General features: G+C 49.9%; 25 protein-coding genes, 2 tRNA genes and 1 other RNA gene. 18 read left to right on the top strand and 10 right to left on the bottom strand.

Annotated features, from left to right (window positions below; all coding sequences use genetic code 11):
- Position 1: 1 nt before the first annotated feature.
- Entirely contained in the window at positions 2-949 is a 948-nt protein-coding gene (locus GKS04_03290) for an EamA family transporter (protein QMU56191.1), read from the top strand.
- Between the two features lie 3 nt (positions 950-952).
- Here the strand turns inward: GKS04_03290 and GKS04_03285 are convergent, their stop codons facing one another.
- Positions 953-2,068, bottom strand: coding sequence for a D-alanine--D-alanine ligase (locus GKS04_03285; GenBank protein ID QMU56190.1), 1,116 nt, complete (start codon positions 2,066-2,068; stop codon positions 953-955).
- 132 nt (positions 2,069-2,200) lie between these two features.
- Between GKS04_03285 and GKS04_03280 the strand changes: the two genes are divergently transcribed.
- Positions 2,201-3,535 carry an acetyl-CoA C-acyltransferase gene (locus GKS04_03280; protein ID QMU56189.1) on the top strand — a complete coding sequence of 445 codons (1,335 nt, stop codon included), beginning with the start codon at positions 2,201-2,203 and terminating at the stop codon, positions 3,533-3,535.
- 95 nt (positions 3,536-3,630) lie between these two features.
- Positions 3,631-4,266, top strand: a complete 636-nt coding sequence (locus GKS04_03275) for a hypothetical protein (GenBank protein ID QMU56188.1) — start codon at positions 3,631-3,633, stop codon at positions 4,264-4,266.
- A 329-nt stretch (positions 4,267-4,595) separates the two neighbouring features.
- Here the strand turns inward: GKS04_03275 and GKS04_03270 are convergent, their stop codons facing one another.
- Positions 4,596-6,311, bottom strand: a complete 1,716-nt coding sequence (locus GKS04_03270; GenBank protein QMU56187.1) for a hypothetical protein — start codon at positions 6,309-6,311, stop codon at positions 4,596-4,598.
- 141 nt (positions 6,312-6,452) lie between these two features.
- On the opposite strand from GKS04_03270, the gene GKS04_03265 reads away from it, so the two are divergent.
- The 6 genes from GKS04_03265 to gatA all read left to right on the top strand — a co-directional run bounded on the left by GKS04_03265 (position 6,453) and on the right by gatA (position 11,985).
- Positions 6,453-6,614, top strand: coding sequence for a hypothetical protein (locus tag GKS04_03265; GenBank protein ID QMU56186.1), 162 nt, complete (start codon positions 6,453-6,455; stop codon positions 6,612-6,614).
- Positions 6,615-6,677: 63 nt separating this feature from the next.
- The gene (gene gatB, locus GKS04_03260; GenBank protein ID QMU56185.1) at positions 6,678-8,114 is read left to right on the top strand and encodes an Asp-tRNA(Asn)/Glu-tRNA(Gln) amidotransferase subunit GatB; all 1,437 of its coding nucleotides are present in this window, start codon (positions 6,678-6,680) and stop codon (positions 8,112-8,114) included.
- Entirely contained in the window at positions 8,111-9,244 is a 1,134-nt protein-coding gene (gene carA / locus GKS04_03255) for a glutamine-hydrolyzing carbamoyl-phosphate synthase small subunit (GenBank protein QMU56184.1), read from the top strand. The genes gatB and carA overlap by 4 nt, the downstream gene beginning before the upstream one ends.
- Complete coding sequence (gene gshB / locus GKS04_03250; GenBank protein ID QMU56183.1) at positions 9,244-10,215, top strand: glutathione synthase; 972 nt, start codon at positions 9,244-9,246, stop codon at positions 10,213-10,215. Before carA ends, gshB begins: the two co-directional genes overlap by 1 nt.
- Positions 10,212-10,508 (top strand): Asp-tRNA(Asn)/Glu-tRNA(Gln) amidotransferase subunit GatC, encoded by a 297-nt coding sequence (gene gatC / locus GKS04_03245; GenBank protein ID QMU56182.1) that lies wholly within the window; start codon positions 10,212-10,214, stop codon positions 10,506-10,508. The genes gshB and gatC overlap by 4 nt, the downstream gene beginning before the upstream one ends.
- A gap of 1 nt (position 10,509) precedes the next feature.
- Positions 10,510-11,985: an Asp-tRNA(Asn)/Glu-tRNA(Gln) amidotransferase subunit GatA gene (gene gatA / locus GKS04_03240; GenBank protein ID QMU56181.1), complete on the top strand. Its 1,476-nt coding sequence runs from the start codon at positions 10,510-10,512 to the stop codon at positions 11,983-11,985.
- Here the strand turns inward: gatA and rsmI are convergent.
- Positions 11,982-12,821, bottom strand: coding sequence for a 16S rRNA (cytidine(1402)-2'-O)-methyltransferase (gene rsmI / locus GKS04_03235; GenBank protein QMU56180.1), 840 nt, complete (start codon positions 12,819-12,821; stop codon positions 11,982-11,984). The genes gatA and rsmI overlap by 4 nt on opposite strands.
- A 105-nt stretch (positions 12,822-12,926) precedes the next feature.
- Between rsmI and moeB the strand changes: the two genes are divergently transcribed.
- A complete protein-coding gene (gene moeB / locus GKS04_03230) occupies positions 12,927-14,078 on the top strand; it encodes a molybdopterin-synthase adenylyltransferase MoeB (protein ID QMU56179.1) in 1,152 nt (383 codons plus the stop codon).
- 3 nt (positions 14,079-14,081) lie between these two features.
- Here moeB and GKS04_03225 read toward each other — a convergent pair.
- Positions 14,082-14,164: transfer RNA gene (locus GKS04_03225), tRNA-Leu, on the bottom strand.
- 40 nt (positions 14,165-14,204) lie between these two features.
- Here GKS04_03225 and GKS04_03220 point away from each other — a divergent pair.
- The 6 genes from GKS04_03220 to recR all read left to right on the top strand — a co-directional run bounded on the left by GKS04_03220 (position 14,205) and on the right by recR (position 17,536).
- A complete protein-coding gene (locus GKS04_03220; GenBank protein ID QMU56178.1) occupies positions 14,205-14,585 on the top strand; it encodes a c-type cytochrome in 381 nt (126 codons plus the stop codon).
- A 15-nt stretch (positions 14,586-14,600) separates the two neighbouring features.
- A tRNA-Ser gene (locus GKS04_03215) sits at positions 14,601-14,692 on the top strand.
- A 115-nt stretch (positions 14,693-14,807) separates the two neighbouring features.
- Positions 14,808-14,906: signal recognition particle sRNA small type (ffs, locus tag GKS04_03210), an RNA gene on the top strand.
- A 19-nt stretch (positions 14,907-14,925) separates the two neighbouring features.
- Positions 14,926-16,590: a DNA polymerase III subunit gamma/tau gene (gene dnaX, locus GKS04_03205; protein QMU56177.1), complete on the top strand. Its 1,665-nt coding sequence runs from the start codon at positions 14,926-14,928 to the stop codon at positions 16,588-16,590.
- Positions 16,587-16,910 (top strand): YbaB/EbfC family nucleoid-associated protein, encoded by a 324-nt coding sequence (locus GKS04_03200; protein ID QMU56176.1) that lies wholly within the window; start codon positions 16,587-16,589, stop codon positions 16,908-16,910. The genes dnaX and GKS04_03200 overlap by 4 nt, the downstream gene beginning before the upstream one ends.
- 2 nt (positions 16,911-16,912) lie before the next feature.
- The gene (gene recR / locus GKS04_03195; GenBank protein ID QMU56175.1) at positions 16,913-17,536 is read left to right on the top strand and encodes a recombination protein RecR; all 624 of its coding nucleotides are present in this window, start codon (positions 16,913-16,915) and stop codon (positions 17,534-17,536) included.
- Positions 17,537-17,544: 8 nt separating this feature from the next.
- Here the strand turns inward: recR and GKS04_03190 are convergent, their stop codons facing one another.
- Positions 17,545-19,203, bottom strand: coding sequence for a carbon starvation protein A (locus GKS04_03190; GenBank protein ID QMU56174.1), 1,659 nt, complete (start codon positions 19,201-19,203; stop codon positions 17,545-17,547).
- Between the two features lie 71 nt (positions 19,204-19,274).
- On the opposite strand from GKS04_03190, the gene GKS04_03185 reads away from it, so the two are divergent.
- On the top strand, positions 19,275-20,279 hold the full coding sequence (locus GKS04_03185) for an acyl-CoA thioesterase (GenBank protein QMU56173.1): 1,005 nt from the start codon (positions 19,275-19,277) through the stop codon (positions 20,277-20,279).
- A gap of 25 nt (positions 20,280-20,304) precedes the next feature.
- On the opposite strand, the gene GKS04_03180 is transcribed toward GKS04_03185, so the two are convergent.
- The 4 genes from GKS04_03180 to GKS04_03165 form a co-directional block, all read right to left on the bottom strand.
- The gene (locus GKS04_03180; protein QMU56172.1) at positions 20,305-20,694 is read right to left on the bottom strand and encodes a hypothetical protein; all 390 of its coding nucleotides are present in this window, start codon (positions 20,692-20,694) and stop codon (positions 20,305-20,307) included.
- Positions 20,695-20,720: 26 nt separating this feature from the next.
- Positions 20,721-21,578, bottom strand: coding sequence for a hypothetical protein (locus GKS04_03175; GenBank protein ID QMU56171.1), 858 nt, complete (start codon positions 21,576-21,578; stop codon positions 20,721-20,723).
- A gap of 128 nt (positions 21,579-21,706) precedes the next feature.
- The gene (locus tag GKS04_03170; protein QMU56170.1) at positions 21,707-21,904 is read right to left on the bottom strand and encodes a hypothetical protein; all 198 of its coding nucleotides are present in this window, start codon (positions 21,902-21,904) and stop codon (positions 21,707-21,709) included.
- 38 nt (positions 21,905-21,942) lie between these two features.
- Positions 21,943-22,974, bottom strand: a complete 1,032-nt coding sequence (locus tag GKS04_03165; GenBank protein ID QMU56169.1) for a hypothetical protein — start codon at positions 22,972-22,974, stop codon at positions 21,943-21,945.
- 173 nt (positions 22,975-23,147) lie between these two features.
- On the opposite strand from GKS04_03165, the gene GKS04_03160 reads away from it, so the two are divergent.
- Positions 23,148-24,305 carry a thiolase family protein gene (locus GKS04_03160; GenBank protein ID QMU56168.1) on the top strand — a complete coding sequence of 386 codons (1,158 nt, stop codon included), beginning with the start codon at positions 23,148-23,150 and terminating at the stop codon, positions 24,303-24,305.
- 7 nt (positions 24,306-24,312) lie between these two features.
- Here the strand turns inward: GKS04_03160 and GKS04_03155 are convergent, their stop codons facing one another.
- Positions 24,313-25,164: a DNA ligase gene (locus GKS04_03155; protein ID QMU56167.1), complete on the bottom strand. Its 852-nt coding sequence runs from the start codon at positions 25,162-25,164 to the stop codon at positions 24,313-24,315.
- Positions 25,165-25,182: the final 18 nt, after the last annotated feature.

The raw sequence follows: 25,182 nt of genomic DNA, 5'->3' as shown, positions 1-25,182 counted from the left end.
CTTGACAAATCTAACAAGAAATCCGGCTGAATACGAAAGCAGGTTTCCGCTTAAAGGGTATTTGCTTATGGTTGGCACGGCTTTCTTCACCGCGCTTTCATACGCAACGGGAAAATATCTGAACACGGGAGGACTGAACCTTGACCCCGTATCAACAACTTTTTTCTGGTTCGCCGGAGCATTTGTAACGGCGTTTTTCGTGTCCGCGCTGATTCCGTCACAGAGAAAAGAAATAATGAATTTTCGCAAATACGCGAAAATTCTGTTGTTGATTTCGGCTTTCACTTCAGTCGGAGCCGTGCTGTGGGTCAAATCGCTTTGGATAATCGGTCCCGCGCTGACGTCTTTCCTTATGAAATCACAAACGCTTTTCTCCCTTGTTCTGGGAATCTTTTTTTTGCGCGAGAAAATAAACCGGGGCGAAGCGATCGGAATAGCGCTAACGGTAGCGGGCGGAACCGTGGTCGCCTATCATAAAGACAGTTACCTCCTGTTCGGAGTGGCGATTGTTCTGCTCGCGGCTTTGTGCTATTCAATGGTTACCTTCTGGGTCAGAAAATTCGCCGCCGGCACGCGCCTGAACATGTTCACCGTGGCAACGCTCAGAACCTTCGGCGTTTCGCTTATTCTGCTCACATATCTCATCGCGTCCGGAACAATTGAAATCCCCGGAACACGCGAGATTCTACTAATGGCGGCGGGCGGAACATTCGGCGCGTATATCGCAAAGGGCTGTCAGTTCTATTCACTCAAACTTCTCGACCTTTCGCGAAGCACGGCGGTTATGCCTCTTGAATCGCTGTTTGTTGTGCTTTTGTCCCTCGTGTTTTTTGACAGCGTGCCGCCTACGGCAAAACTGATTGGCGGAGCCTGTGTTCTCGCGGGCGTTGTTTTCCTTGTAATTTTCAGGGAGCAAAAAAGAGGGGCGGAAACTATTATGGGAAAATAGTTTTTACTTTTCCGAACAATCTGTTTTGAGCGATTTTTTGCGCTCCGCCGACTCGAACGCAAGGTCGATCAGGCGGCTTATCAAATCGCGATAAGGAACTCCGCTCGCCTCCCACAGTTTCGGATACATGCTTATCTGTGTAAAGCCCGGAATGGCGTTCAGTTCACTCACAAAAAACTCGCCGGTGTCGGGGTTCAGAAGAAAGTCAATCCTCGCCATCGCCGAGCAACGCAGAACCGAAAACGTTTTTAAAGCGGCGGAGCGGATCTTTTTTTCAAGACGCACGGGCAAAGAGGCGGGGATAATCAACTTGCTTCCCGCGTCGCCGTATTTCGCCTTGTAATCGTAAAAATCCCCGACGGGAACAACCTCACCCGCAACAGATGCCCGCGGGCTGTCCGTCCCCATAACACTCACTTCAATTTCACGGGCGTTCTCAACCGCGTTTTCGAAAATAACCGTGTCGCAAAATTCGAAACTCCGCGCGACCGCGTCCCCGGCGGCTTTCGGGCTGTCAATTCTCTCTATCCCTATGCTTGAACCAAGATTGACGGGTTTCACAAAACACGGAACTCCAACCTCGCGCAGAGCGGAGGAAACCGCGTTTTTGCGGTTTTTCTTCCAGTCTTTTTTATCAAGCCCGCAAAACCGCGTAACCGGAAGTCCCGCGCTCTTCAAAAGCCGTTTTGCCGTGAGTTTGTCCGCCGACAGAGCGGCGCCCAGAACCCGCGCACCGACATATGGAATGCCCCAAATCTCAAAAAGACCCTGCGCCGCGCCATCCTCGCCGTCCGTTCCGTGAAGAACGGGAAAAGCCGCATCCACTTTATGACGGACGGAAATCTTCCGGTCTTTTATCCCGTAAAGCGCGCCGCCCGGAGCGGGAACGAAAGAAACCCCTCCGTGCTCTTGCGGATTCTCAGGGCTTGTTTTTCTCCATAACCCCTTCCTGTCAATAAAAACCGGAAGCGGCGAAAAGCGCGAACGATCAATATTTTTGAGAACCGAACGCGCGGAAACAATTGATATTTCATGCTCGGCGGAGCGTCCGCCGAAAAAAACGGCAACAGTTTTACGCCGCCCGCGTCCGGGCTTTGCACTTTTCGCTTTTGAATTCATAACGGAAAATTCGTCCCTAAACTAACAGCAAACTCGTCTCTTTTTAATCGGGTTTTGCGTTATTTAATTAATTTATGTAGATTTGGAAGCGCAATTTAATAAATAAATTGCACTTCACAGGAGGATTATTCAATGGAAAAAGTTGTAATTTCCAACCCCGTCAGAACCGCTATCGGAGGCTTCGGGGGAATCTTGCAGGACATCCCCGCCGTTGATCTCGGCGTCAGGGTTGTCAATGAAATTTTGAGCAGAACCGGAATTGACCCCAAAGAGGTTGACGACTGCATACTGGGAAACGTGCTTGGCGCGGGTCTGGGGCAGAACCCTTCAAGACAGGTCGCCGTCAAGTCGGGGCTCGGAACGGAAACGCCCGGCATAACGCTCAACAGAGTTTGCGGGTCAGGACTTCAAAGCATCGCGTTTGCGGCTCAGGCAATTAAAGCGGGCGATTCAAACGCCGTGCTCGCGGGCGGAATAGAAAACATGAGCCAAACGCCCTTCTATCTGACAAAAGCCAGATACGGATACAGAATGGCGATGCCCAAGGACGAAATTGTGGACGGAATGGTTCACGATGGACTGTGGGACATTTTCAATGACTATCACATGGGTGTTACGGCGGAAAATCTCGCCGAAGCCTACAATCTGTCAAAAGAGGTGCAGGACGAATTCGCCTACAAAAGCCAGATGAAAACAAAAGCGGCGCAGGAAGCCGGAAAATTCAACGATGAAATTGTTACGGTTTCGGTTCCGCAGCGCAGGAAAGACCCTCTTGATTTCAACGTTGATGAGCATCCGCGCGGCGATGTTACTCCGCAGTCACTCGCGGGAATGCGTCCCGTTTTCAAAATGGGCGGAACGGTTACGGCCGGCAACGCTTCGGGAATTAACGACGGCGCGGCGGCGGTGCTTGTTTCTTCCGAAAGCAAAGCAAAAGAGTTGGGATTACAGCCGTTTGCTTCAATCGTGTCATACGCGGTCGGAGCGGTTGACCCCTCAATAATGGGAATCGGTCCCGTGCCGGCAATCACCAAGGCGCTTCACAAAGCAAACTTGTCGCTCAACGACATTGACCTTTTTGAATTGAACGAGGCGTTCGCGGCTCAGTCGCTCGCGGTTTTGAGCGACCTGCCAATCCCCGAAGAGAAAATAAACGTGAATGGCGGCGCGATTGCGCTGGGTCATCCCATCGGCGCGTCCGGAACGGTCATTCTTGTAAAACTGCTTCACGAGATGAGAAGAAGACCTTCCGTCAAGCGCGGGCTTGCCGCTCTGTGCATCGGTGGCGGAATGGGAATCGCGATGATAGTTGAGAAGATAGGCGGAACATCCGCCGCCTCAACCGGAAGGCGCGGAAGACCCAAAGGTTCAGGCGTAAAAGCCAAACCGGGACCCAAGCCGGGAGCGAAAAAACGCGGACCGGGAAGACCGAAGAAACGCGGACGTGGAAGACCCAGAAAGTCATAACGCTTTCAAGTTAAAAAACCGGCGGCTTTATAGGTCGCCGGTTTTTTTATGACCTCTTGCAGTAACTAACAACCGCCGTGCTAACGACACAAAACTTGAAAAAATCGCTCCGCGAAAAACGGCGGGAAATTCGCACGAAACTCTCAGGTTTTCAAAAAGTAATCAAAAACGCCGATGACGCCGAACTGTTTGAGGAACTCGCGTTCTGCATATTCACCGCAGGGGCAAGCGCGAAGATGGGAATTAAATCCATCAACGCCGTCCGCCCCGCGCTTTTTACGGCGAAAACAGAGAAACAGTTTTCAAAACTGCTCATAAAAAACGGAGCGCACAGGTTCCCGAATGAACGGGCGCGTTATCTTCTGCACACGCGAAACTACCTTGCCGAAAATCACGGCTTGAAGATGAAGCGTTTGATTCTTTCATTCAAAAACGCGGACAAAAGACGCGACTTTTTCGCGACAAAAAAAGACATAAAAGGCATCGGTTTCAAAGAGGCGAGCCACTTCCTGCGAAACATCGGCTTTTCCGGCTACGCCATTCTGGACAAGCACATAATGAACTGCCTTTTTGAATTAAAGGTGGTCAGCGACCCGAAACCGCCCACTAACGGCAACCGCTACCTTGAAATTGAAAAGAAACTGCAACACTACGCAAAACGCAATGGCTTTGATATTGATGAGATTGATCTTCTCCTGTGGAGTGAGAAAACGGGTGTGGTTTTGAAGTGATAACAAATTACCTTCAACTACAGATACCCAAAACCCACTGAGGCACTCCAAAAAGCAATGAATAGAAGCCAACTACTGCAGAAAATGGTAAAAGAAATATCCCCAAGAGCATCAGTTCAAGACAACCAAGCGTAAATACCAGATAAAGCCTGCTTATTTCCCAGACTACGGGGAAGCCCTCTCTGCATAAAGGGTCTTGTATTCACAGAGACCCGATATGCGGGTCCAATCAAACGGTTACCGAGGATGGATAGGAAGCAAAGAAGGTAAGATTGTCAAAACTGAATGGAAGTTTGGAATGAACAGAAAAACAGGAAGACAAAACAGTTTTAGTTGTTATTCAGGATTAATTCGATAGAACGCCCGCGAAATTTTTTCTGAACCAGCTTGTTAGCATGCCCATCGTACTCAATAGATTCTGGCAACAGACTCATGGCGAACTTTGGGTCCTCTCTGTAAAGAATGGGAAACTTCTCTCTAAGTATTTCAAGAAAACTCCTGTAAAACTCGGCATACACACGCTTATCACTCTCTGGGGGGTTACTGAGACCATCTAGAGAGAGCAAAAGTTTTGTTATGGGAGAGCCCCACTTTGCCTTACGATCTAAATTTTCATCCACATTTTTGTTGATATGAAACAACAACCTTTTTCCAATCTCATTCTGATTTTTCGACATTTGAGATGACTGCACACCAAATACAACATGCCATACACGTAAAAATTGCGACCTGATAAAATGATTATGCCCTTTTGAAAATGAGAAAGCCTCGCACAGTTCATATAAACCATGCGCAACAGTACCAAAAACAGAATAATCTTTCAAGAAATCATAGGAATCTTCATCATATGCATCAACAGGATAATCGGGTCCCTCAACTACGTGATTTATTGACTTTCCAACCCCTTCGCAAATAACAGTTAGGATTTTTTGATTTTGTGAGCCATAGAGTTCATCTTTTGGAATATGTTCGATTTTTGTTATTTGCGTCATTGCCATCCTGAAAATGTTATCCGATGCTTGCTTCAATGAATACGGAAAATAAGACCAGCCTTTACTCTCAACATAGGATTTAAAGGCGATTTCAAAACATTCACAGTATTGTCGAATTTGCCATTCCTTCAAGTCACTATCGTAAAAACTCAACTGGTCAAGAGGACGATAAGAACTGTTTACGAACTCCCAGTCCCCAAAGCATTGAATTTTAAATTGTTTAAAAAAACCTAGCCCTGAATAACTGTCTTCCCTGTTCAAGATTGAATTTTGATTCTCAAAAGATTGTTGAATTATTTCAGAACAAAGAGAATAACCTGCTCTATGGTGTAGTTTTTTGGATAGACAACCAAGAATTTCTACTGCAGACTGGGGAAACTGACAGACAATAGATTTACAAAACATCTTGTCTGACCAAACATCTAGAACCGTAATTGCAGCCTTAGTCGCCTTTGACACTTCATAAGTTTTACCATCTTCTTTTGCTTGGAGCGCCTTGAAGTAATCATAGTTTGTTGCTTCATTTACAACATTTTTAATACTTGGATAGATTTCTTCCGCAAGTTTTTCCAATGCTTTACCGTCTGCTTTTGCTAAAAATGAAATAGTGGCATTTAAGTACTTTACTGCATTTCCACTCGTAAATTTAACGGGCTTGAAAACGATTCTTACCGTATAACAAATAAGAAAAACAAAGAGAAATGCTGACAAAGTTTCCCAAAATACTGGATAACCCAAAACGGGATATGCACCTGCTCCTGAAAGCAAAGGTACAATTGTCGCAAGAAAAACACCCAGAATTGCAACAACTATAAGGAACACGCCCAGAATCTTCTGTGAAGCAGAAATGTTGACTGCAAATCTAAAACGGTGAATGGGTCCAACAATCTGTATTAATACAAAAAACAACGCACCTGAAGAAATCAAAGCACCTAATGAGAAGTAAATTGGTGGGTCTAAAGGATTGTACAAACATTCACCCAATGCTTTTAAACCTAAACAGAACATTTCCGGTTCAACTGCATTCGCAGTCTCTACTTGTAGATTTTCCATTTTAGTCATAATACTAGAATCATTTGCTGGATTTTCAGCAATACCTCTCTAGTATACTTCATGAGTTATGTGCCATACCTTTCAAAACACAGGGACAAAAGACACCCCCGCCCTATCCTTCACCCGTGCCAGAGAACTGTTATGTTGGGTCTTGTTATGGACAAAACAACAGAAGCAAAACGAACAACTGTCTCTCTTGCCGAAGATGCTGAAGACCTTGAAGGAATTGAAGAAATTGAGAAAGAACCCGACATTCCGTTTGAAGATGTCGTAAAAGACCTTAAAAAAGGCGACACTCATTAGCCAACTTGACAATCCCGCCCTATCCTTCACCCTTTACCGAGTTTTGATTGGAGAAAACGCACTATGGCTGATTACGAAACCGTAATCGGACTTGAAGTTCACGCTCAACTTCTTACGAAATCAAAAATCTTTTCAGACGCTCCCGTTGGTTCGGACGCGGAGCCGAACACCAATGTTTCTCCCGTGTGCCTTGGAATGCCGGGCGTTCTGCCGGTTTTGAACAAAAAAGCCGTTGAACTCGCCGTAAAAGCGGCGGCGGCAACAAACTGCGAAATCGCCCGCGTTTCGCGCTTTGAGCGCAAAAACTACTTCTACCCCGATTTGCCGAAAGGGTATCAAATCTCACAGTATGAAGAGCCGCTCGCCACGGGCGGATGGATTGAAATTGAATCAGGCGGAGAGGCGAAAAAAATCCGCATAACCCGCATACACATGGAAGAAGACGCCGGAAAACTTGTGCATTCCGAATCCGTGAGTCTGGTGGATTTGAACCGCGCCGGGGTCGCGCTGATTGAGATTGTAAGCGAGCCGGATATGCGCGAACCGGAAGAAGCGGCGGAATACGTGCGGACGCTGAGGCAAATCCTGCGCTACATCGGCGCGTGCGACGGCAATATGGAAAAGGGAAATTTACGGTGCGACGCCAATGTTTCCGTGCGCCCCGCCGGATGCGGAAAACTCGGCACAAAAGTGGAGATTAAAAATCTCAACTCGTTCAAATTCATCAAAAAAGCGCTTGAATATGAAATAAAAAGGCAAATCGCGGCCTTGCAAAACGGCGAAGAACTCATTCAGGAGACGCGCCTGTTTGACGATGCGAGCGGAAAAACCTTTCCGATGCGCTCAAAAGAGGAAGCGGAGGACTACCGCTATTTCCCCGACCCCGACCTGCCCCCGCTTGTTGTTGAGAAAAAATGGGCGGACGATTTGAAAAAATCCATCCCCGAACTGCACGTTGAAAAAACGCGCAGATTTGAAAATGATTACGGAATAAAAACCGATGACGCACGGCGGCTTACATCCGAACGCGCCCTCGCGGACTATTTTGAGAGCGCGGCAAAGCACAGCGGCGCGGCAAAAGAAACGGCAAACTGGATTCTCACCAATGTTGTCGGGCGCGGCGAAGGAGGCGAAGAAAGTGATTTCGCGGTGAGCGCGGAAAACCTCGGCGAGATGATAGAAATGATAAAAAACGGTAAAATCAACGGCAAAATCGCGAAGGAAACCGTTTTTCCTCAAATGGTGGAAACCGGAAAAACCGCACCGGAAGTTGTTGAGGCGGCGGGAGTTTCTCAGTTGTCCGACAGCGGGGAGATAGAAAAAATTGTGCGTGAATTTGTGGAAGCGCACCCGTCCGAAACCAGGCGACTGCGCGAAGGAGACGAAAAACTGACGGGATTTTTCGTGGGCGGAGTGATGAAAATTACAAAAGGAAAAGCAAACCCTCAAATGGTGAATGAAATTCTGAAAAAAATCCTTTCCGAAGGCAGTTCGCAATGAGCGGAAAATGTTTCCTTGTGTTTGAAGACGGAACCATTTTTGAAGGCGGGCATTTCGGCGCGAGCGGCGAGAGTTTCGGCGAGGCGGTTTTCAACACCTCAATGACAGGCTATCAGGAAATCCTGACAGACCCATCATACAACGGGCAGATAATCACAATGACCTACCCCGAAATCGGCAACTACGGCGTGAACACCGAAGACAGCGAGTCGGAAAAACCGTTCGCCAAAGGGCTTGTTGTGAGGGAATACTGGGAAACCCCTAGCAACTGGCGTTCGGTAATGCCGCTTGGCGAATATATGGAAAAACACGGCATAGTCGGCATACACGGCGTGGACACGAGAGAGATAACGAGAAAAATCAGAACGGGCGGCGCGCAGAAATGCGTGATTTCAAGCAACGGCGGCGACCCTGAAACTCTGGTTGAAAAAGTTAAAAAATCGCCCGGAATTGTCGGACGCGACCTTGTAACCGAAGTTAGTTGCGAAAAGCCGTATGAATGGACCGGGGGAAACGGCGGATGGAGAATTTCCGCCGCAGGAAAAGCTCCGGTGGCGGACTGGAAGCCCGCGGTTGTGGCTTATGATTTCGGAATAAAAAGCGCGATTTTGCGCAACCTCACCGATATGGGATGCCGGGTAACGGTTGTTCCGGCGCAAACATCGCCCGCAGAGGTTATGACTTTTGAGCCGGACGGGGTTTTTCTCTCAAACGGTCCCGGCGACCCCGAAGCGGTTGAATACGCGGCGAAAAACATAAACGGGTTGCTCGGAAAAATTCCGGTTTTTGGGATCTGCCTCGGACACCAAATTATCAGCCTCGCGCTGGGCGGAAAAACCTTCAAAATGAAGTTCGGACACCGTGGCGGAAACCAGCCCGTAAAAGAACTCAGCAGCGGCAAAGTGGAAATCACTTCGCAAAATCACGGCTTCGCCGTTGACCCCGACTCACTCGGCAACGGAACGGAAATAACTCACGTCAATCTGAATGACGGCACGGTTGAGGGACTGGAAAACCGCGAAAAATCGGTCTTCGCCGTCCAGTATCACCCCGAATCCTCACCGGGTCCGCACGACTCGTCCTACCTGTTTGAAAAATTCATCTCCGTAATGAAATCCGGCAAAAAATAATGACCATGCGAATGGCTTTCATAATGGATCCGGTTGAGTCATTAAATCCCGCTCGAGACACAACGCTTGTGCTGATGCTTGAAGCCCAGTCGCGAGGGCACAAGGTTTTTTATGTGGCGCCCGAAACTCTTTCCGCAAGCGGCGGCAAAGCAATGTGCAAAGCGACTGAAATACAACTCACCGAACCCGATGAAAACGCGCGGGACATGGAGGGTTTTTATGAAACCGGCGAAACAAAACCCACCTCGCTCTCCGGCATGGACGTTGTGTGGATGCGCAAAGACCCGCCGTTCAATATGGACTACATATATTTGACCCATATTTTGAGCCTCGCCGAAAGCGCGGGCGCGACTGTAATAAACCGCCCCGAAGGGATAAGAAAATCGAATGAAAAATTGAGCGCGCTCGGATTTTCAAAGTTTATGGCTGACACGCTTGTGTCAAAAAACACGGAGGAAATCACCGGTTTTCTTTCGGAGAAAACAAAGATTGTGGTCAAACCGCTTGACGGGTTCGGCGGAGAGGGAATTGCTATGCTGGAAAAGGGAAGCAAAAACGCGGCGTGTGAGATTGACCGCCTGACTTCGGGCGGGCGGGTTTTTGTTATGGCGCAGGAGTTCATAAGCGATGTTGTGAGCGGAGACAAAAGAATTATTATGCTCGGCGGCGAGCCCGTTGGTGCGGTTCTGAGAATGCCGCCCAAAGACGGGTTTATATGCAATTTTCATTCCGGCGGAAGCCCTGAAAAAACCGAACTGAACGACAAAGACCGTGAAATCTGCGGCGCGCTGAAAGACCATCTGACCGAAACGGGCATCTATTTCGCGGGAATAGACATCGTGGGCGGAATGCTGACCGAAATAAACTGCACAAGCCCGACATGCGTTCGCGAAATCAACCGTTTTGAAGGAGTCAAACTGGAGCGCGAAATAGTTGATTTTGCCGAAGCTCTCGCGGGGAACGGAAAATGACGGAGAAAATCTCAAAAAAACAGGTGGAAAACGCGGCTAAACTCGCGGGTCTGGAGTTTGATGAAAAGGAGATTGAGCAGTTCGGCTCATACCTCGCGAAGATTCTGGTTTATATGGAAAACCTGAATGAACTTGACACCGCAAACGTCCCGCCGACATCTCACGCGCTTGATATAAAAGCCCGAATGAGAGAAGACATCGCGAACACGGGAGATTCGGGCAAAAAAGCGCTTGAAGGCGCGCCCGAAGCGGCAGACGGATTTTTCTCCGTTCCAAAGGTGATAGAGGACTGAAATGAGCGCGGAAGAAAACAGCGGACTACCGGGCATAGCGGACGCGGCGCGGCTTATAAAATCCGGCGAAACCTCACCGGTTGAGCTTACTCAGAAGGCGATTGACAGAATTTCGCGTCTTGACGGCGACATAAATTCATTCATTAAATTTGACTCAGAGTCCGCTCTCGCCCGCGCGGAGAAAGCGGAAAAAGAGATAAACTCCGGCGGCGCGAAAAGCCCGCTTCACGGAGTTCCAGTCGCGCTGAAAGACCTTTTTGCGGTCGCGGGAATGGGCGTTACTTGCGGCTCAAAAATCCTTGAAAACTTCTCTCCCTCCTACGATTCCGGCGTGGCGCGAAAACTGATTGAAGCGGGCGCGGTGATTATCGGCAAGAACAACATGGACGAGTTCGCGATGGGGTCGTCAAATGAAACTTCGCATTTCGGAGTTGTGAAAAACCCGTGGGACACAAGCAGGGTTCCGGGCGGCTCAAGCGGTGGATGCGCTGCGGCGGTCGCGGCGGGGCTGTGTAGCGGAGCGGTGGGAACCGACACTGGCGGCTCAATCCGGCAGCCGGCGGCTTTTTGCGGAGTGGTCGGAATGAAACCGACTTACGGCAGGGTCAGCAGGTTTGGAATGGTCGCGTTCGCGTCTTCGCTTGATCAGGCGGGACCTTTGGCGCGGTCAGTTGAAGATGCCGCGATTTTGCTGGGCGCGATAGCGGGCTTTGATGAGAAAGACTCCACTTCAATTGACGCCCCGGCGGCGGAATGCGGCACGGACATTGAAAGCGGCGTAAAGGGAATGAAAATAGGCATTCCGGCTGAATACTTTAACGTCGGAGGAATGGACGGCGAGGTTGAGCAAAGCGTCCGCGCGACAATAAAAGAGATGGAATCTCTCGGAGCGGAAACAGTGGAAATCTCCATGCCCAACACCGAATACGCCGTTTCGGTTTACTACATAATCGCCCCGTGTGAAGCCAGTTCAAACCTCGCACGATATGATGGCGTGCGTTACGGGCGGCGCGCTGAAAATGCCAAAACGCTCGGAGAGATGATAGTGAAAAGCCGCAGTGAGGGGTTCGGAGAGGAAGTAAAACGGCGCATAATGCTTGGCGCGCACGCGCTTTCATCCGGCTATTACGACGCCTACTATTTGAAAGCGCAGAAAGTTCGCACCCTTATAACCAAGGAGTTTAACTCCGCGTTTGAAAAAGCCGATGTAATTATGACGCCCACCGCGCCTGAAGCGGCTTTCAAAATCGGCGAAAAAACAGACGACCCGATAAGAATGTATCTGTCGGACGCGCTGACCATACCAGCAAACATAGCGGGCGTTCCGGCAATTTCCGTTCCGTGCGGACTCACAAAATCAGGACTGCCCATCGGGGCGCAGATTATCGGCAAACATTTTGAGGAAGCGAAAGTTCTGAGAGCGGCGCGCGCGCTTGAATCGCTTGGACGGTTTGAAGCGCGGTGTCCTTCCGGTTAGTTGCCCCAAACTTTAAGCGCGAAATCGTAAAGTGCGTTTTTTCCCATTCCGGATTCTGACGACATGGTTTTAAGCGCATCAGTGAAAGTCGCGCCCTGTTTTTTCAATTCAAGCAGGCGTTTTTCCAACTCTTTTTCATCAGGTTCATCGGACGCGCCCTCCTCCGCTCCCGCGACAACAATGACAATTTCGCCTTTCACATTTTCTCTCTTTTTAAAATCTTCCGCGAGAGACGAAAGCGAAGCACGCGAAACCTCTTCGTGAAGTTTTGTCATTTCGCGGCAGACAGCGGCGGCGCGGTCTCCAAGCGTCTCGCGGAGCAAAGCGAGGGTTTTTGCGGTCCTTTTCGGCGATTCGTAAATCACAACCGGATGCGGAGACAAAACAAATTCCGACAAAACCTTCGCCGCCTTCCCCTTCTGCCGGGGAAAAAAACCCAGAAACACAAAACCGGAAAACGGAATCGCGGACGCGCAGAGAGCGCAAAGCAGAGCGGACGCGCCCGGAATCGGCACAACATCAAAACCCTCTTCGGCAACCCGCGCCGCAACCCTGTACCCGGGGTCTGAAACCAAAGGCGTTCCCGCGTCCGTAACAAGTGCAACATCGCCGCCGTCTTTGAGAATACCAATGATGGTTTCGGTTTGCTTCTCCTCATTATGCTCATGGCACGATATAAGACGGTTTTTAATTTCGTAACGGGAAAACAGTTTGCGGGTTACTCTCGTGTCCTCGCACGCGACCGCGGCCGCCTCTTTCAGAATCCGCAGAGCCCTGAGAGTGGTGTCTTCAAGATTTCCGACCGGAGTGGCGACTATGTAAAGACGGGAAGCCATAAAACACCGATAGAGTTCCCGTTATCGCGCGTGCTTGCAAACCCGCACTAGCGTTGACAAAATCCGCGCTCCGTGAGATATTGAAGGGCTCAAAAGAGGTTGAAAATGGGTCTTACAAAGGAACAGGCAAGCCGTTACAGCCGGCATCTTATACTGCCCGAAGTGGGCGTTGAGGGTCAGCAAAAACTGCTTGACGCAAAGGTTTTGTGCATCGGCGCGGGAGGGCTCGGCTCGCCGCTCGCCCTGTATCTCGCAGCCGCCGGAGTCGGCAACATAGGCATTGTTGACTTTGATGTAGTTGATTTCAGCAATCTGCAACGACAGATAATTCACGGCGAAAGCACGCTCGGAGACCTCAAAGCTGAAAGCGCGAAAAAAAGAATCGCCGATTTGAATTCAGATGTGAAAGTTACAATCCATAACGAGCGTTTTTCATCTGAAAACGCGATGGAAATTGTCAAAAACTACGACATTGTGGTGGACGGAACGGATAATTTCCCAACCCGCTACCTTGTGAACGACACTTGTGTTCTGCTCGGCAAACCCAATGTTTACGGGAGTATTTTCCGTTTTGAGGGTCAGGTGAGCGTTTTTGACTCCAAGCGCGGACCTTGCTACAGGTGTCTGTATCCAGAACCGCCGCCGCCGGGGCTTGTTCCCAGTTGCGCGGAGGGGGGAGTTCTTGGAATTCTGCCCGGAATTGTCGGCACGATACAGGCCGCTGAAACCGTCAAACTCATTCTCGGCGCGGGTGACGCGCTTGTTGGACGGCTACTTTTTATTGACGTTCTTGAAATGCAACCCAAGGAATTAAAACTGCGTAAAGACAAGTCATGCCCCATTTGCGGTGACTCGCCGACCATCACGGAGTTGATTGATTACGAACAGTTTTGCGGAATTCCGGTCGGCAACGAATCGCTCGGGCAAAACTCCGTGGGCGAGAATGAAATAAGCGCCGAAGATTTCAGAAAGGTATGGAACAGCGAAAACAGCCCCACGCTTGTGGACGTGAGAGAGCCTCACGAATATGAAATTTGCCGGATAGAAGGGTCGTCCCTCATTCCGCTGGGCGAGATAGAGAAAAGACTGGGCGAGTTGAACACGGAAAGCGAGATAGTTATTCACTGTCATCACGGTGGAAGAAGTCTCAAAGCCACCGACATTCTGCTTCAAAACGGGTTTTCAAGAGTGAAAAGCCTCAAAGGCGGAATAGACGAATGGGCGGAAAAATTTGACCCCTCAATTCCCAGATATTGAGAATGGGCGGGGAGGGATTTGAACCCTCACGGGTGTTAGCCCAACGGCTTTTGAGGCCGCCGCGTCTGCCATTTCGCCACCCGCCCCGTAGGAGCGTTAATTATCCTGTTATAAGGAATTTTATCAATGAAACGAAAAACCCATATCTTGCTTGCCGTAACCGTTTTCGCCTTTCTGTGCGTGGCGGACGCTCATGCTCAAAAAGGCGACAGCACGGCGGGCGGAGAGTCTTTTGCGACAATCTGCGCATCGTGCCATGGTCCCACGGGCAAAGGAGACGGAGTTGCCGCCGCCGCGCTGGAGCCCAAGCCGAGGGATTTGAGCGATGCGAAATATCTTTCAACGCTGACCGATGAATACCTGTTCAAAGTGATTACCGAAGGCGGCACCGTGGTCGGTAAAGCACCGACAATGCCCGCATGGGGCGGAGTGCTCGGAGAAGACGGCGCGTGGAACGTTATCGCCTACATAAGAAAAGAAATATGCAAATGCGTACATGCCGAATAAGATTAGTGAAAAAATGGAGAGGTGACCGAGCGGCCGAAGGTGCACGCCTGGAAAGCGTGTAAGGGGTTTACGCTCCTTCAAGGGTTCGAATCCCTTCCTCTCCGCCAAAAAAAACGAAAAAACCGGAACTGTTTCCACGCAAACACTCCCGGGCGCAAGTGCTCCGCCCTTGCCCACTTTTCCCCTAACCGATACAATCACTTTCGGAGAATAAAACCCCGGTGAGCCGGTCCGTGCGGTGTGGAATCCGTGAACTCCGCCAGGTCCGGAAGGAAGCAACGGCAGCGGAAATCCTCAGGCGTTGCGGATATCCGGCGAGCCGGGTTTACAGATTCAGAAAATGTCGTCATACGTAGTTCTTGCAAGAAAACTGAGACCCCGAAACTTTGATGAGATTGTGGGACAGAACTACATAGTCAAAGCGCTTTGCAACGCCGCCAGATCAGGCAAACTCGCTCATGCCCTGCTGTTCACGGGACCCCGTGGGGTGGGGAAAACCTCTACTGCAAGAATCGTGGCAAAAGCGGTCAATTGCGACAAACCCTCAACTGAAGAACGCCCCTGCTCTCAAGATCCTTGCGAATCATGCTCGCTTATCTCCGAGGGGCGTGCGGTGGAAGTTCAGGAAATGGATGCCGCATCCCACACAAGCGTGAACGATGTGCGGGAAATTATTGAACAGTCGCGCTATGTTCCCGCTTCGGGCAAAACGCGCATATATATAATTGACGAAACACACATGCTTTCGCAAGCCGCATTCAACGCGTTGCTAAAAACGCTTGAAGAGCCGCCCGCGCATGTGCTTTTTATTCTCGCCACAACCGAACCGCACAAAATACCGGCGACAATCCTTTCACGTTGCCAACGTTACGATTTCAAAAAAGTGGCGGTCTCAGAAATAGCGTCTACGCTTGAATCCGCGGCGCGGAGCGAAAACATCAACATCGCGTCCGAAACGGTGTCGTCAATCGCCCTTGAAGCGGACGGAAGCTTGAGAGACGGCTTGAGCCTTCTTGACCGCATAATAGCAACTTTCGGAACAGACATAGACCACGCCGAAGCACTTGCCCTGCTGGGTTTTGTGGACACGAGTCTGATGAATGAAATGTTTGGCGCGATAATGAAGCGCGACCCCGCCAAGGGGTTTGAAACGCTTGGAAACGCTCTTGACAAAGGCATCGGTCCCGCAAAATTCGCGCAGGAACTCGCCTCGCTGCTCAGAGCCGCCGTTGTGCTTAAAGTGAGCGGAGCCAAATCAGTTCCGGAGATGGAGGAGCAAAGAGCGCAGATGCTTATCTCCTCAGCGCAAGACCGTTCCGTGCAAGACCTTGAAACACTTTTTGACATCGCGCTTGATGAGTGCGACCGGGTAAGCCGGTCTTTCTATCCTGAGCTCGCGGTTGAAGCGATGGCTATGAAACTGTGCTCGGTGGAAAAAGCCGTTCCGCTTGACGACATTATGCGGCGGCTTGAGAAACTCACGGACGGCAAACCCCCGAGCGGACAAACAAGCGAAGCGAAACCCCGCGCCTCTTACAACCAGCACCGCGAATCGGAGGCTAAAAAGGTTGAGGCAAGGGAAGAACAACCGGAGGCGGAACCGCAGGTGCGGATAAATGGAAGCGCGGACACGGACGCGTTTGACGAAGAAAAGAAAAGCGCCAAAACCTTCGCGAAGTTTCTGAAAACCGGCGACAACACAGGGTTTATGGCAAATCTGGTTTCCGGCTGTGAAATCAAGGTTGAAAATTCCCTCGCGATAATCAACGTTCCAAAGCATAGTATTCTGGAGCAAAAACTCACGGGTGAAAACAGCGAACGCGAAAACCTTTTGCAAGCCGCGCGCGATTTTTTCAAACGTGAATCTAAAATCGCGTTTGTTCAGCCCGCTCCGGCGCAAAAAACAAACGGCATTGAGAAAATCCAAGAACAACCGCTTGTGAAACAGGCGCTTGATATGTTTGACGGAAAAATAAAAAATCTTGACGAAAGGAGAGCAAAATGAAACTGGGCGGCGGATTGAAAGACCTGATGAAACAGGCTGAAAAACTGAAAGAGGACATGGAAAAGGTTCAAAATGAGGCCGGCGAAGAGATTGTGGAAGCGTCTTCGGGCGGCGGAATGGTAACCGTAACGGCAAAAGCCAAAGGGGAGATAATGTCAATACGGATAGACCCCGAAATCGCAGGGGATAAAGACACGGAGATGCTTGAGGATTTGCTCGGCGCGGCGGTGAATGAAGCTCTTTTGCGGGGCAAAAAAATGATGAAGGAAAAAATTTCCGAAGTTACCAGCGGACTGGGACTGCCGCCCGGACTTTTGTAAAAATGGATGGCTCCGGACTGCCCGCCGCAATGAGGCGGCTTGTGAGCGAACTCGCCTCCCTGCCGGGAATAGGCGAAAAAAACGCCATCCGGCTCGCTTTTCATATCATTTTCAAAACATCAAAAGACAAAGCGTTGCGGCTTTCGCAAGCCGTCCGGCTCGCGCGCGATGAAATTTGCGTTTGCGAAACCTGTTTTCATTTTTCATCGGGCGGAAAATGCTCAATCTGCGACTCCGCGGGAAGGGATTTTTCAACCGTGTGCGTAATTGAGCAACCGCTTGACCTCATTGCCATAGAACAAAGCGGCGGCTACAAGGGCGTTTACCATGTTTTGCACGGGTTTATATCGCCGATTGACGGCATAGGTCCCGAAGACCTGAAACTGCGCGAATTCATAAAACGGTTGCAGAGCGACAGCAGAATAAAAGAGGTAATTCTGGCAACAAGTTCACGTATTGAAAGCGTGGCAACGAGCAACTTCATAGCGGAAATTCTGAAAAAACGTGCGGACAAGTTCGGGATAAAAATCTACCGTATCTCTCAGGGCATTCCGGCGGGAAGCGACATTGAGCATCTTGACCAGACCACCCTGCGCAACGCGATTGCGGACAGAAAAGAGATTTGAACGCGGCCTCAAGTTTTTCGCATCGCCCTCAAATACGCCACCGCTTCAAAAATCAGCCACACGGCAAGTGCCAGTATGCAGAAGGAAAGAAACTGCAACAGAAAATTGCCGCTGAGGTTGAAGATGTTGAGAATGACGGACGCGATTGAAGTGATGATGACAAGTGCCATCGGAACAAGCGTGTAAATAAAAGGTCTTTTTGTTTTCCAGAGGTAGATTGTCGCAACAAGAAGCGTGAAGCCCGCAATCAACTGGTTTGTCGCTCCGAAAAGGGGCCACAGAATAAAGCCGCCCGAACCCGGTCCCTTGCCCGGCGCTTGCGCAAGTAAAGCCAGCATAAGCGCGGGAACAACGGCGAAAACGGTGGCGACATACCTGTTTTTGAGAAAACTAACTTTGTATTCCGTGGCAAGTTCGCCGATTATGAGGCGCTGAATTCGCGTGCTTGTGTCAAGAGAAGTGGAAGCGAAACTGATGACCATAACGCTGACGATTGTTGCCGCGAGTTCATGCGGCATGCGTATTCCGCCGAGAAAAGCGGACGCGCCGAGAACAAAGTTTGAAATCCCTCCGCTTTTTGCGCCGCCCCAGGTCGCGTATTTTTCAAACCATTCGGTCTGCCCTATTCCCGCGGTTACGGCGAGAACCGCGATGATGGCAAGCGTTCCCTCGCCAAGCATACAACCGTAGCCAATCGGGCGGCAATGGGTCATTTTATCAATCTGTTTTGAGGTTGTCCCGCTTGAGACAAGTCCGTGAAAACCACTTATCGCGCCACAGGCAATTGTTACAAAAAGAAACGGAATCAGCGGCACGCCGTCCGTGGCGGACTTCAAATTGAAAGCGGGCGCGGAAATTTCGGGATTGGAGACAAAAAGTCCGATAATCATCAATCCGAGCCCGAAAATAAGCATATAACTGTTGATGTAGTCTCTGGGCTGAAGCAAAGTCCAAACGGGCAGAACCGAAGCGACAAACGAATATACAAGAAGAATTACAACCCATGTCGCAACCTCCGAACCCAGAAGCGGCGGCACTGTGATGTTGTAGTTCATTCCCGCCCATATTGCGCCCGCGAGAAGAAACAGAGCAACAATTGTGGGAACCGTGATGTTTGCTTTTCTGCGGTAAAAAAGAAAACCGAGCGCAAGCGCAACCAGAATTTGGAAATTCACGGGCAGAACACTTGACGGAAACCCCACAAACAGAACCGCTATTGCATAGGCGAAAACCGCCATAACGAAGAAAATCAGGAAATAGACGATAACAAGAAAAAGTGTCCGCACACGCGGCGTAACCAAATCTCCGGCTATGTCACCCACGGTTCTACCCCTGTTTCTCGCTGAAATCACAAGGGCGCTGAAATCATGAACGGCGCCCATAAAAACCGTTCCGAAAACCACCCACAGAACCGCAGGAACCCAACCCCAGAACACCGCGATTGCCGGACCGATAATCGGAGCCGCGCCGGCGATTGAGGCAAAATGATGCCCGAAAAGCACCACTTTGGGCGCGGGCACATAGTCAACGCCATCATTGAGTTCATGCGCAGGCGTGAGTTCGGAGTCCGAAATGGCAAAGACTCTCCGCGCAAGAAATCGCGAGTAAAAACGGTATCCGAGAAGAAAAAGCGATATGGCTGAAACGGCAACAAAGGCGGCGCTCATTGAATTCCTCCTCCGCCGGAACGCGGAAGCACAAGTTATGATACATTGCTGAAAAGACAAAGGGAAAACCCATGCCTGCCATAAAAGACACTCTGAACACCGTCATATACTACGTTTCGCAGGAGCACGCGAACTCGCAGAAAACCCTTCACGGAGGACGGCTGATGGACTGGATTATGTCCGTTGCAAATATAACTTCGGCGCGGTTTGCCAAAGGGCTGACGGTTCTCGGCGCGGCGGACAACATAGATTTTATGAATCCCGTCAAGGTCGGGCACATTGTTGTTCTGGACAGCTGGATTGAGTTTGTGGGCAAGTCATCACTTGAGGTGGCTGTGCGGGTTTATTCGGAAGATCCCGAAGCGGGCGAGAAAAAATTCATAACTCTGTCACGGCTTGCTTTTGTGGCAATTGACAAGGAAGGAAATCCCAGAGCGGTTGGCAATGAGGTTGTTCCGGCGGATTTGAGTGAAAAAACGGTTTTTGAAAAAGCCGCCGCGCGCAAAGATACGCGGCTCGGAGAATTGAAGGTGAGAAAGCAGAACCTTTCCAATGTTGCCGATGAAACCGAAGTTACACGCGTTACGCTTGAAACCTCTCGCGCCGTGATGCCCGAAGACATATTTTTTGCCAATCTGATGTCAGCCGGAAAACTACTGAAATACACCGATGAAACCTCGGCTCTTATAGGAATGAGGCACGCGAAGGGAACACTCGTAACCGGCTCGCTGGACAACCTTTTCTTTTTCTCGCCAATACGGCAGGGCGAATACATAACACTCAAAGCCGGAATTACGCATACGGGAAAAACTTCGCTTGAAACGGCGGTAAAAATCAGTTCCGAAAACCCGCGAACGGGGATGAGTAACCACACCTGCACGGCATTTTTGTCTTTCGTCCACGTGGATAAAAACGGAAAACCGTGCGCCGTTCCGCAGATTACGGCGGAAACGCCTTATGAAAAAAGATTGTGGAAGGATGCTGAAAACAGACGGGACTTGCGTTCCGAAAGAGTCAGGGAAATCCGCAAAAAAGCGGAAATGTATATTGAGAATTATAAAGGAGCGGTGGTATAGAAAAGTACAGAAATAAGTAAATTTACTAATAACCTCTGGCACTTTGAATATACCAAGAATGGTCTCCCGAACTAGGACAAACTGCTGCAAACGAAATCTTTTCTGAAGACAAAGGATTGATATCAGTAGCAACCTTATAATAGGCTACTTTACCAGAAGATTTATCTTCAATACTTATTGTAAGTTCTTTTAACGTTAGATTTTTGTTTCCATTATGAATAGTGTATTCCCCCTCTTGAAGGAGTTGAAAACAAGATCCCCTTCCATTAATTAATCTCAATTCATTTTTATTCAAATCTCTTGTAAAAAAATCGCTATATGCCAGTATGACACCAAGAATTAACAAAAAAACTACAATCAGAAATACCCTCTTCTCTGATTTTAGTCGTTGAACAAATGATAAGATTTTCTCCATACAGTAACTCTCTTAAAAAATTTGTATCACATAATCTCGGCAAAGCCGCCTTTGATTACCTTCATTCCGCCAACTGAAGCTTCAAACTTTATCGCGTTCTGTCCGGCTTCAAAACATTCAAGATTGAGCGTGTCGCCCGGGTAAACGGGAGCGGAAAAACGCACGGCTAAACTTTTTAAGTTTTCGGGCGCGCCGCCGAGGTATCCGTCTATGATTTTCTGCATCGCCATAGACATTGTGCAAAGTCCGTGGACGACAACGCCTTTGAGCCCCGCCTCTTTCGCGACATCTTCGTTCAGGTGAATCGGGTTGTGGTCATTTGAAGCGTCCGCATAGCGCGGGGTTATGTCCGCCGGAACATCAATCCCGCTTGTAAAAACGGTTTGCGGAGCGGCTGAACCCGCCGGTTTCGGCGCGGACGGTTTTTTAGCGCTTCTCTCAGGTTTTTTACCGCTCCCAATTCCGCGCACAAAAAGCCCCCAGTTTGATTCGCAGACAATTTCGCCGTCCACCATGCTCTGTGTGCGGAGAGCGAGAACCTCGCCCGACCCCTTGTCCTGAATGTCCGAAACTTCGGCGGAAAACGCAACTTCCATTCCCGCCATAAGCGGTTTAACAAACGTCATTTTCTGGTCGCCGTGAACAAGCATCAGCACATTCTTTTTCGCTTGCTCTTTGCCGCCGTTCAGTTCGGGATCACTCCAGATTGTTTCAAGAAACGGAAGTTCGTAAATAACCGGAAAAGAAGGCGGAGCAACGCCGCTAGCGTAGGCGGTATTTCCCGCGCCGCCAATAACAGCCGCATATTTTGCTATCTCATCCTGAGTTATGATATGAGAGCGTCGCTCAAACCCTTTGCTGATAAAATCTCTGTTTAGTTCCATAACCGGAGTTAAGGTTAGTCACAAAAACACCAAAGGGCAAAAAAAAGAGGGAAGCAAAAACTTCCCTCTTTTTAAGTTTTGTGACTAAACGCACGGAACCGGCCCGCACGCTTTTCAGTCCCAATCCGTTACCAGGGCTGAGACATGTCGTCTTTGCTGGTCTGGTTTTTCAGCCACTTCTCAGGTGTGTACTGAGCGGCGCCGAAAATCAAAGCGAGATTGGCAATAATCACGCCCTGCGGACCGTTAGGATTGTTTGTGTCCTTCGCCCTTTTCTCAATAGTTTTGTAGATAGGGTCAGGAATGTTAAGTGTTACTTCAGCCATTGTTTATTCCTCCATAAACTTTGTTGTTAAAGAAAAAGTCAGTCGGCGGCGCCGATGCCTTTCTCCTCGCGGTACTTGTCAAGCACCTCTCTTTTGACCGTGGGTTTCAACTCAAAGTCAACGTTGACATCGTCCGGCGCGGACGCTTGCACCTCTTCGGCGCTGAGCGGCTCCAAACGTTTGTCAATCGCCGTTTTGGGGTCGTCCATTGTGGAGTCCTCAAATTTCCAGTCCGTAAGGGACTCGTCTCCAAGTCCGAAACGTTTGGTAAGGCGGTTGATTTCCTCAAGACGTCCGGGAAGAGGTCCCGGCGCTTGCAGAAGTTTGAGTTCTTCAAGCAGTTTCACGGCTTTGGGGTCTCTTTTGAAACCGTTGCCAACTTTCTTCTCAAAAAACATGTTCTCAAACGGAGGACGCGAACGCGTTCCGCCGCCGTCCATGCTTTCAGCCGGAACGCCGACCGTCATCAGCCAACTGAACACGTAAGTGTCAGGCAGGTTGAATTTCTCTTTGGTGTTTCTTCTCGCTCCGCCGCTTGCCCCGTTGAGGCATGTGCCGAGACCGAGAGAGGTTGCCGCTATCATAGCGTTCTGAATCGCGTTTCCGAGGTCAATCGCCGCAAGGCGGTGAAGAACGGCATCGGGAAGCAAAGCCGGAAGCGGGAAAAGACCGGAAACCCTGTCGTATTCCCATCCGTGCGCCTTGTCCAGAGCACCGGTTCTCAGAAGGTCATGGATTGCCTGACCCTGAACATCGTAGTTCGCAAGGTCATAGCACCAGAAGACAAGAACAGGAGCCATCTGGGTCGTTATCTGACTCCAGTCTGAAATGAATTCCCAAATCTCAGGATCTTCATCTCTGTAAACAACAATTGCTCGCTGTCCGTTGAAGTTACCCGCCGAAGGAGCAACCCTCGCGGCTTCAAGCATAGCCTGTATCTTCCATCTCTCAACAGGCTCATCGGGCTCATACCATCTTATGGAACGCCGCGTGCCCATAGCGTCAAAAGCGTCCATAGGTTTCACCGAGCTTGCCTCGGGAACATCGTCCAGTATTAGTTTGCTGGCCATATTTATTTCCCCCCTATTGGAAATTTCTCACCCGGAAGTCCAAAAGACAACCGATTTTCAAAGCATATTATTGGCAAGCGGTGGTGTTGTCAAGAATTGACACCCCACAGAGCTTTCCTTATATTAAATACGCTGTTGAAGTCGACAAATCCGACAGCAAAAAGGAGTTCGTTATGTCTTTAAGAAATGTTTATGTCATAGGAGTGGGCAACACCCCCTGTGGAAGGTTTCCGGATAAAGCCGCGCACATTCTGGGGCGCGAAGCAGCATGGGCGGCGATTCAAGACGCCGAAATACATCCGCGCTCAATTGAAATAGTTTTCTGCGGCCACGTCTATCAGGGCATGGGAGTTGGGCAAAGAACGATGAAAGAAATCGGACTTGTCGGACAACCAACCATAAATGTTGAAGGCGCGTGCGGAAGCGGAACGCTCTCATTCTGGGAAGCATGGAGAACCATTGCCTACGGACAGGCGGAAATTTCTCTCGCTCTCGGCGTTGAAAACTTAAGCAAGGTTCTTTCGGGCGGACCTCTGCCGCTTGAAGAAGACGACATTGAAGTTGCCATGGGAATGGGAATGCCCGCGCTTTACGCAATGCGCGCGAGCAGATATATGCACGAATACGGCGTTACAAAAGAGCAACTCGCCGAAGTGGTCGTAAAAAGCAGACATCACGCGGCAATGAACCCGGACGCTCAGTTCAGAAAACCTGAAACCGTTGAAAGCGTTCTGGACGCCCCGATGATTGCCGACCCCCTTACGCGCAACCAGTGTTGCCCCGTTGGAGACGCGGCGGCGGCGGCGGTGCTTGTGAGCGAGGACCAGGTGAAAAAACTCGCGAAGAAAACACCTGTTAAGGTTCTCGGCTGCATTTCACAGTCGGGCAAATACTCAAGCCCCACGGGACTTACCTGCGCTCCTTCGGAGAATGTTTCAAGAAGCGCGAAAATGGCTTACGAGCAGGCGGGAATTGGTCCCGAAGACATTGACGTGTGCGAAATTCACGATGCGTTTTCAATTGCTGAAATGATGGTTGCCGAAGCTCTCGGCTTCTGCAAAGAAGGCGAAGGCGCGCGGCTGATTGACGAAAAAAGCACATGGGTCGGAGGCGACAAGGTTGCCATCAACCCCGGCGGCGGTCTTCTTTCAAGAGGTCACCCCGTTGGAGCGACCGGACTGCTTCAGACCGCGGAAATTGTCCGCCAGCTCAGAGGTGAAGTGGGTAAACGGCAGGTCAAAGACGCCAAAATCGGACTCATTGAAACAATGGGCGGCGCCCAACCGGCAATGGACGGAATTACCTGCGTTGTGAGTATTCTGGGAAAATAGAAAAAATCTATTTCTCTTCTCTAACACGCTGGAATGAAGCAAACTTCGGTATTCCGTTCTTTGTAAATCCAGTGTATTTGTAGGTAATTGTGCTGCCGATTGGAGGCGGATTTACACGTTCCTTATTGGAAAATCCCGTGCCGATTTTGAAAGTAACGCCTTCGGGTGTTTTCACCGTTACGCTTCCGAGCATTCCCTTAAACCTGCCCCGCCCGGGATTGTGAGCGATAACAACCGCTTCGGCATCGTAGAACAGTTTGAATTTCAGCAAATCATCGCTTCTGCCGCTTCTGTGTGGAGAATCTTTTCTGCGCAGTATCAGCCCTTCCCCGCCGTTTTTCGTTATCTCTTTCAGTTTTCTGCGCAACTCCCGTTTGTCCCGGACATTGAACTGGCGCACTTTTTCCAGATACGGAGAGTCCGCGCTGCGAACAAGTTTTTTCAGGGCTTTGTCGCGTTTTCTGAACTCGCCCTTATGCGCCGGAAGGTCAAAAACCATGTATTTGATTTTTTTCCAACGCGGATGCGGCTTGTCGCGCATAACAATTGAAGAGGTTTTCTCAAAACTGTTCCTGCCGCCCCACAATTCCCCGTCCATCGGCTCGGATGGAAATCCTTGCGTGAACCAGAACGGAGCCGCAAACACATTCCCGCCTCTGGAAATCAGCCGCTTTCCGTCCCAATAGGCGCGAACCCCGTCAAGTTTTTCGCTCACAAGATATTTGCTGACATCAACATTTTTTCCGTATGGATTCGCGAGCGCGAAATCATGCGGAACCGCAAAAACAGGAGGAACGGCGGCAAACGCCGTGAGAATGAAAACCGCCGCGAGAAACAGTGTTCTTTTTGAAAAATACAAAGCGGTAAATTACCTGCC

Source organism: Candidatus Mycalebacterium zealandia, assembly GCA_014075295.1.
In the GTDB taxonomy this organism is placed as follows: Bacteria; Desulfobacterota_D; UBA1144; order Nemesobacterales; family Mycalebacteriaceae; genus Mycalebacterium; species Mycalebacterium zealandia.
Note: the sequence above shows the minus strand (reverse complement) of the source record. Positions and strands in the feature narration are given on the sequence as shown.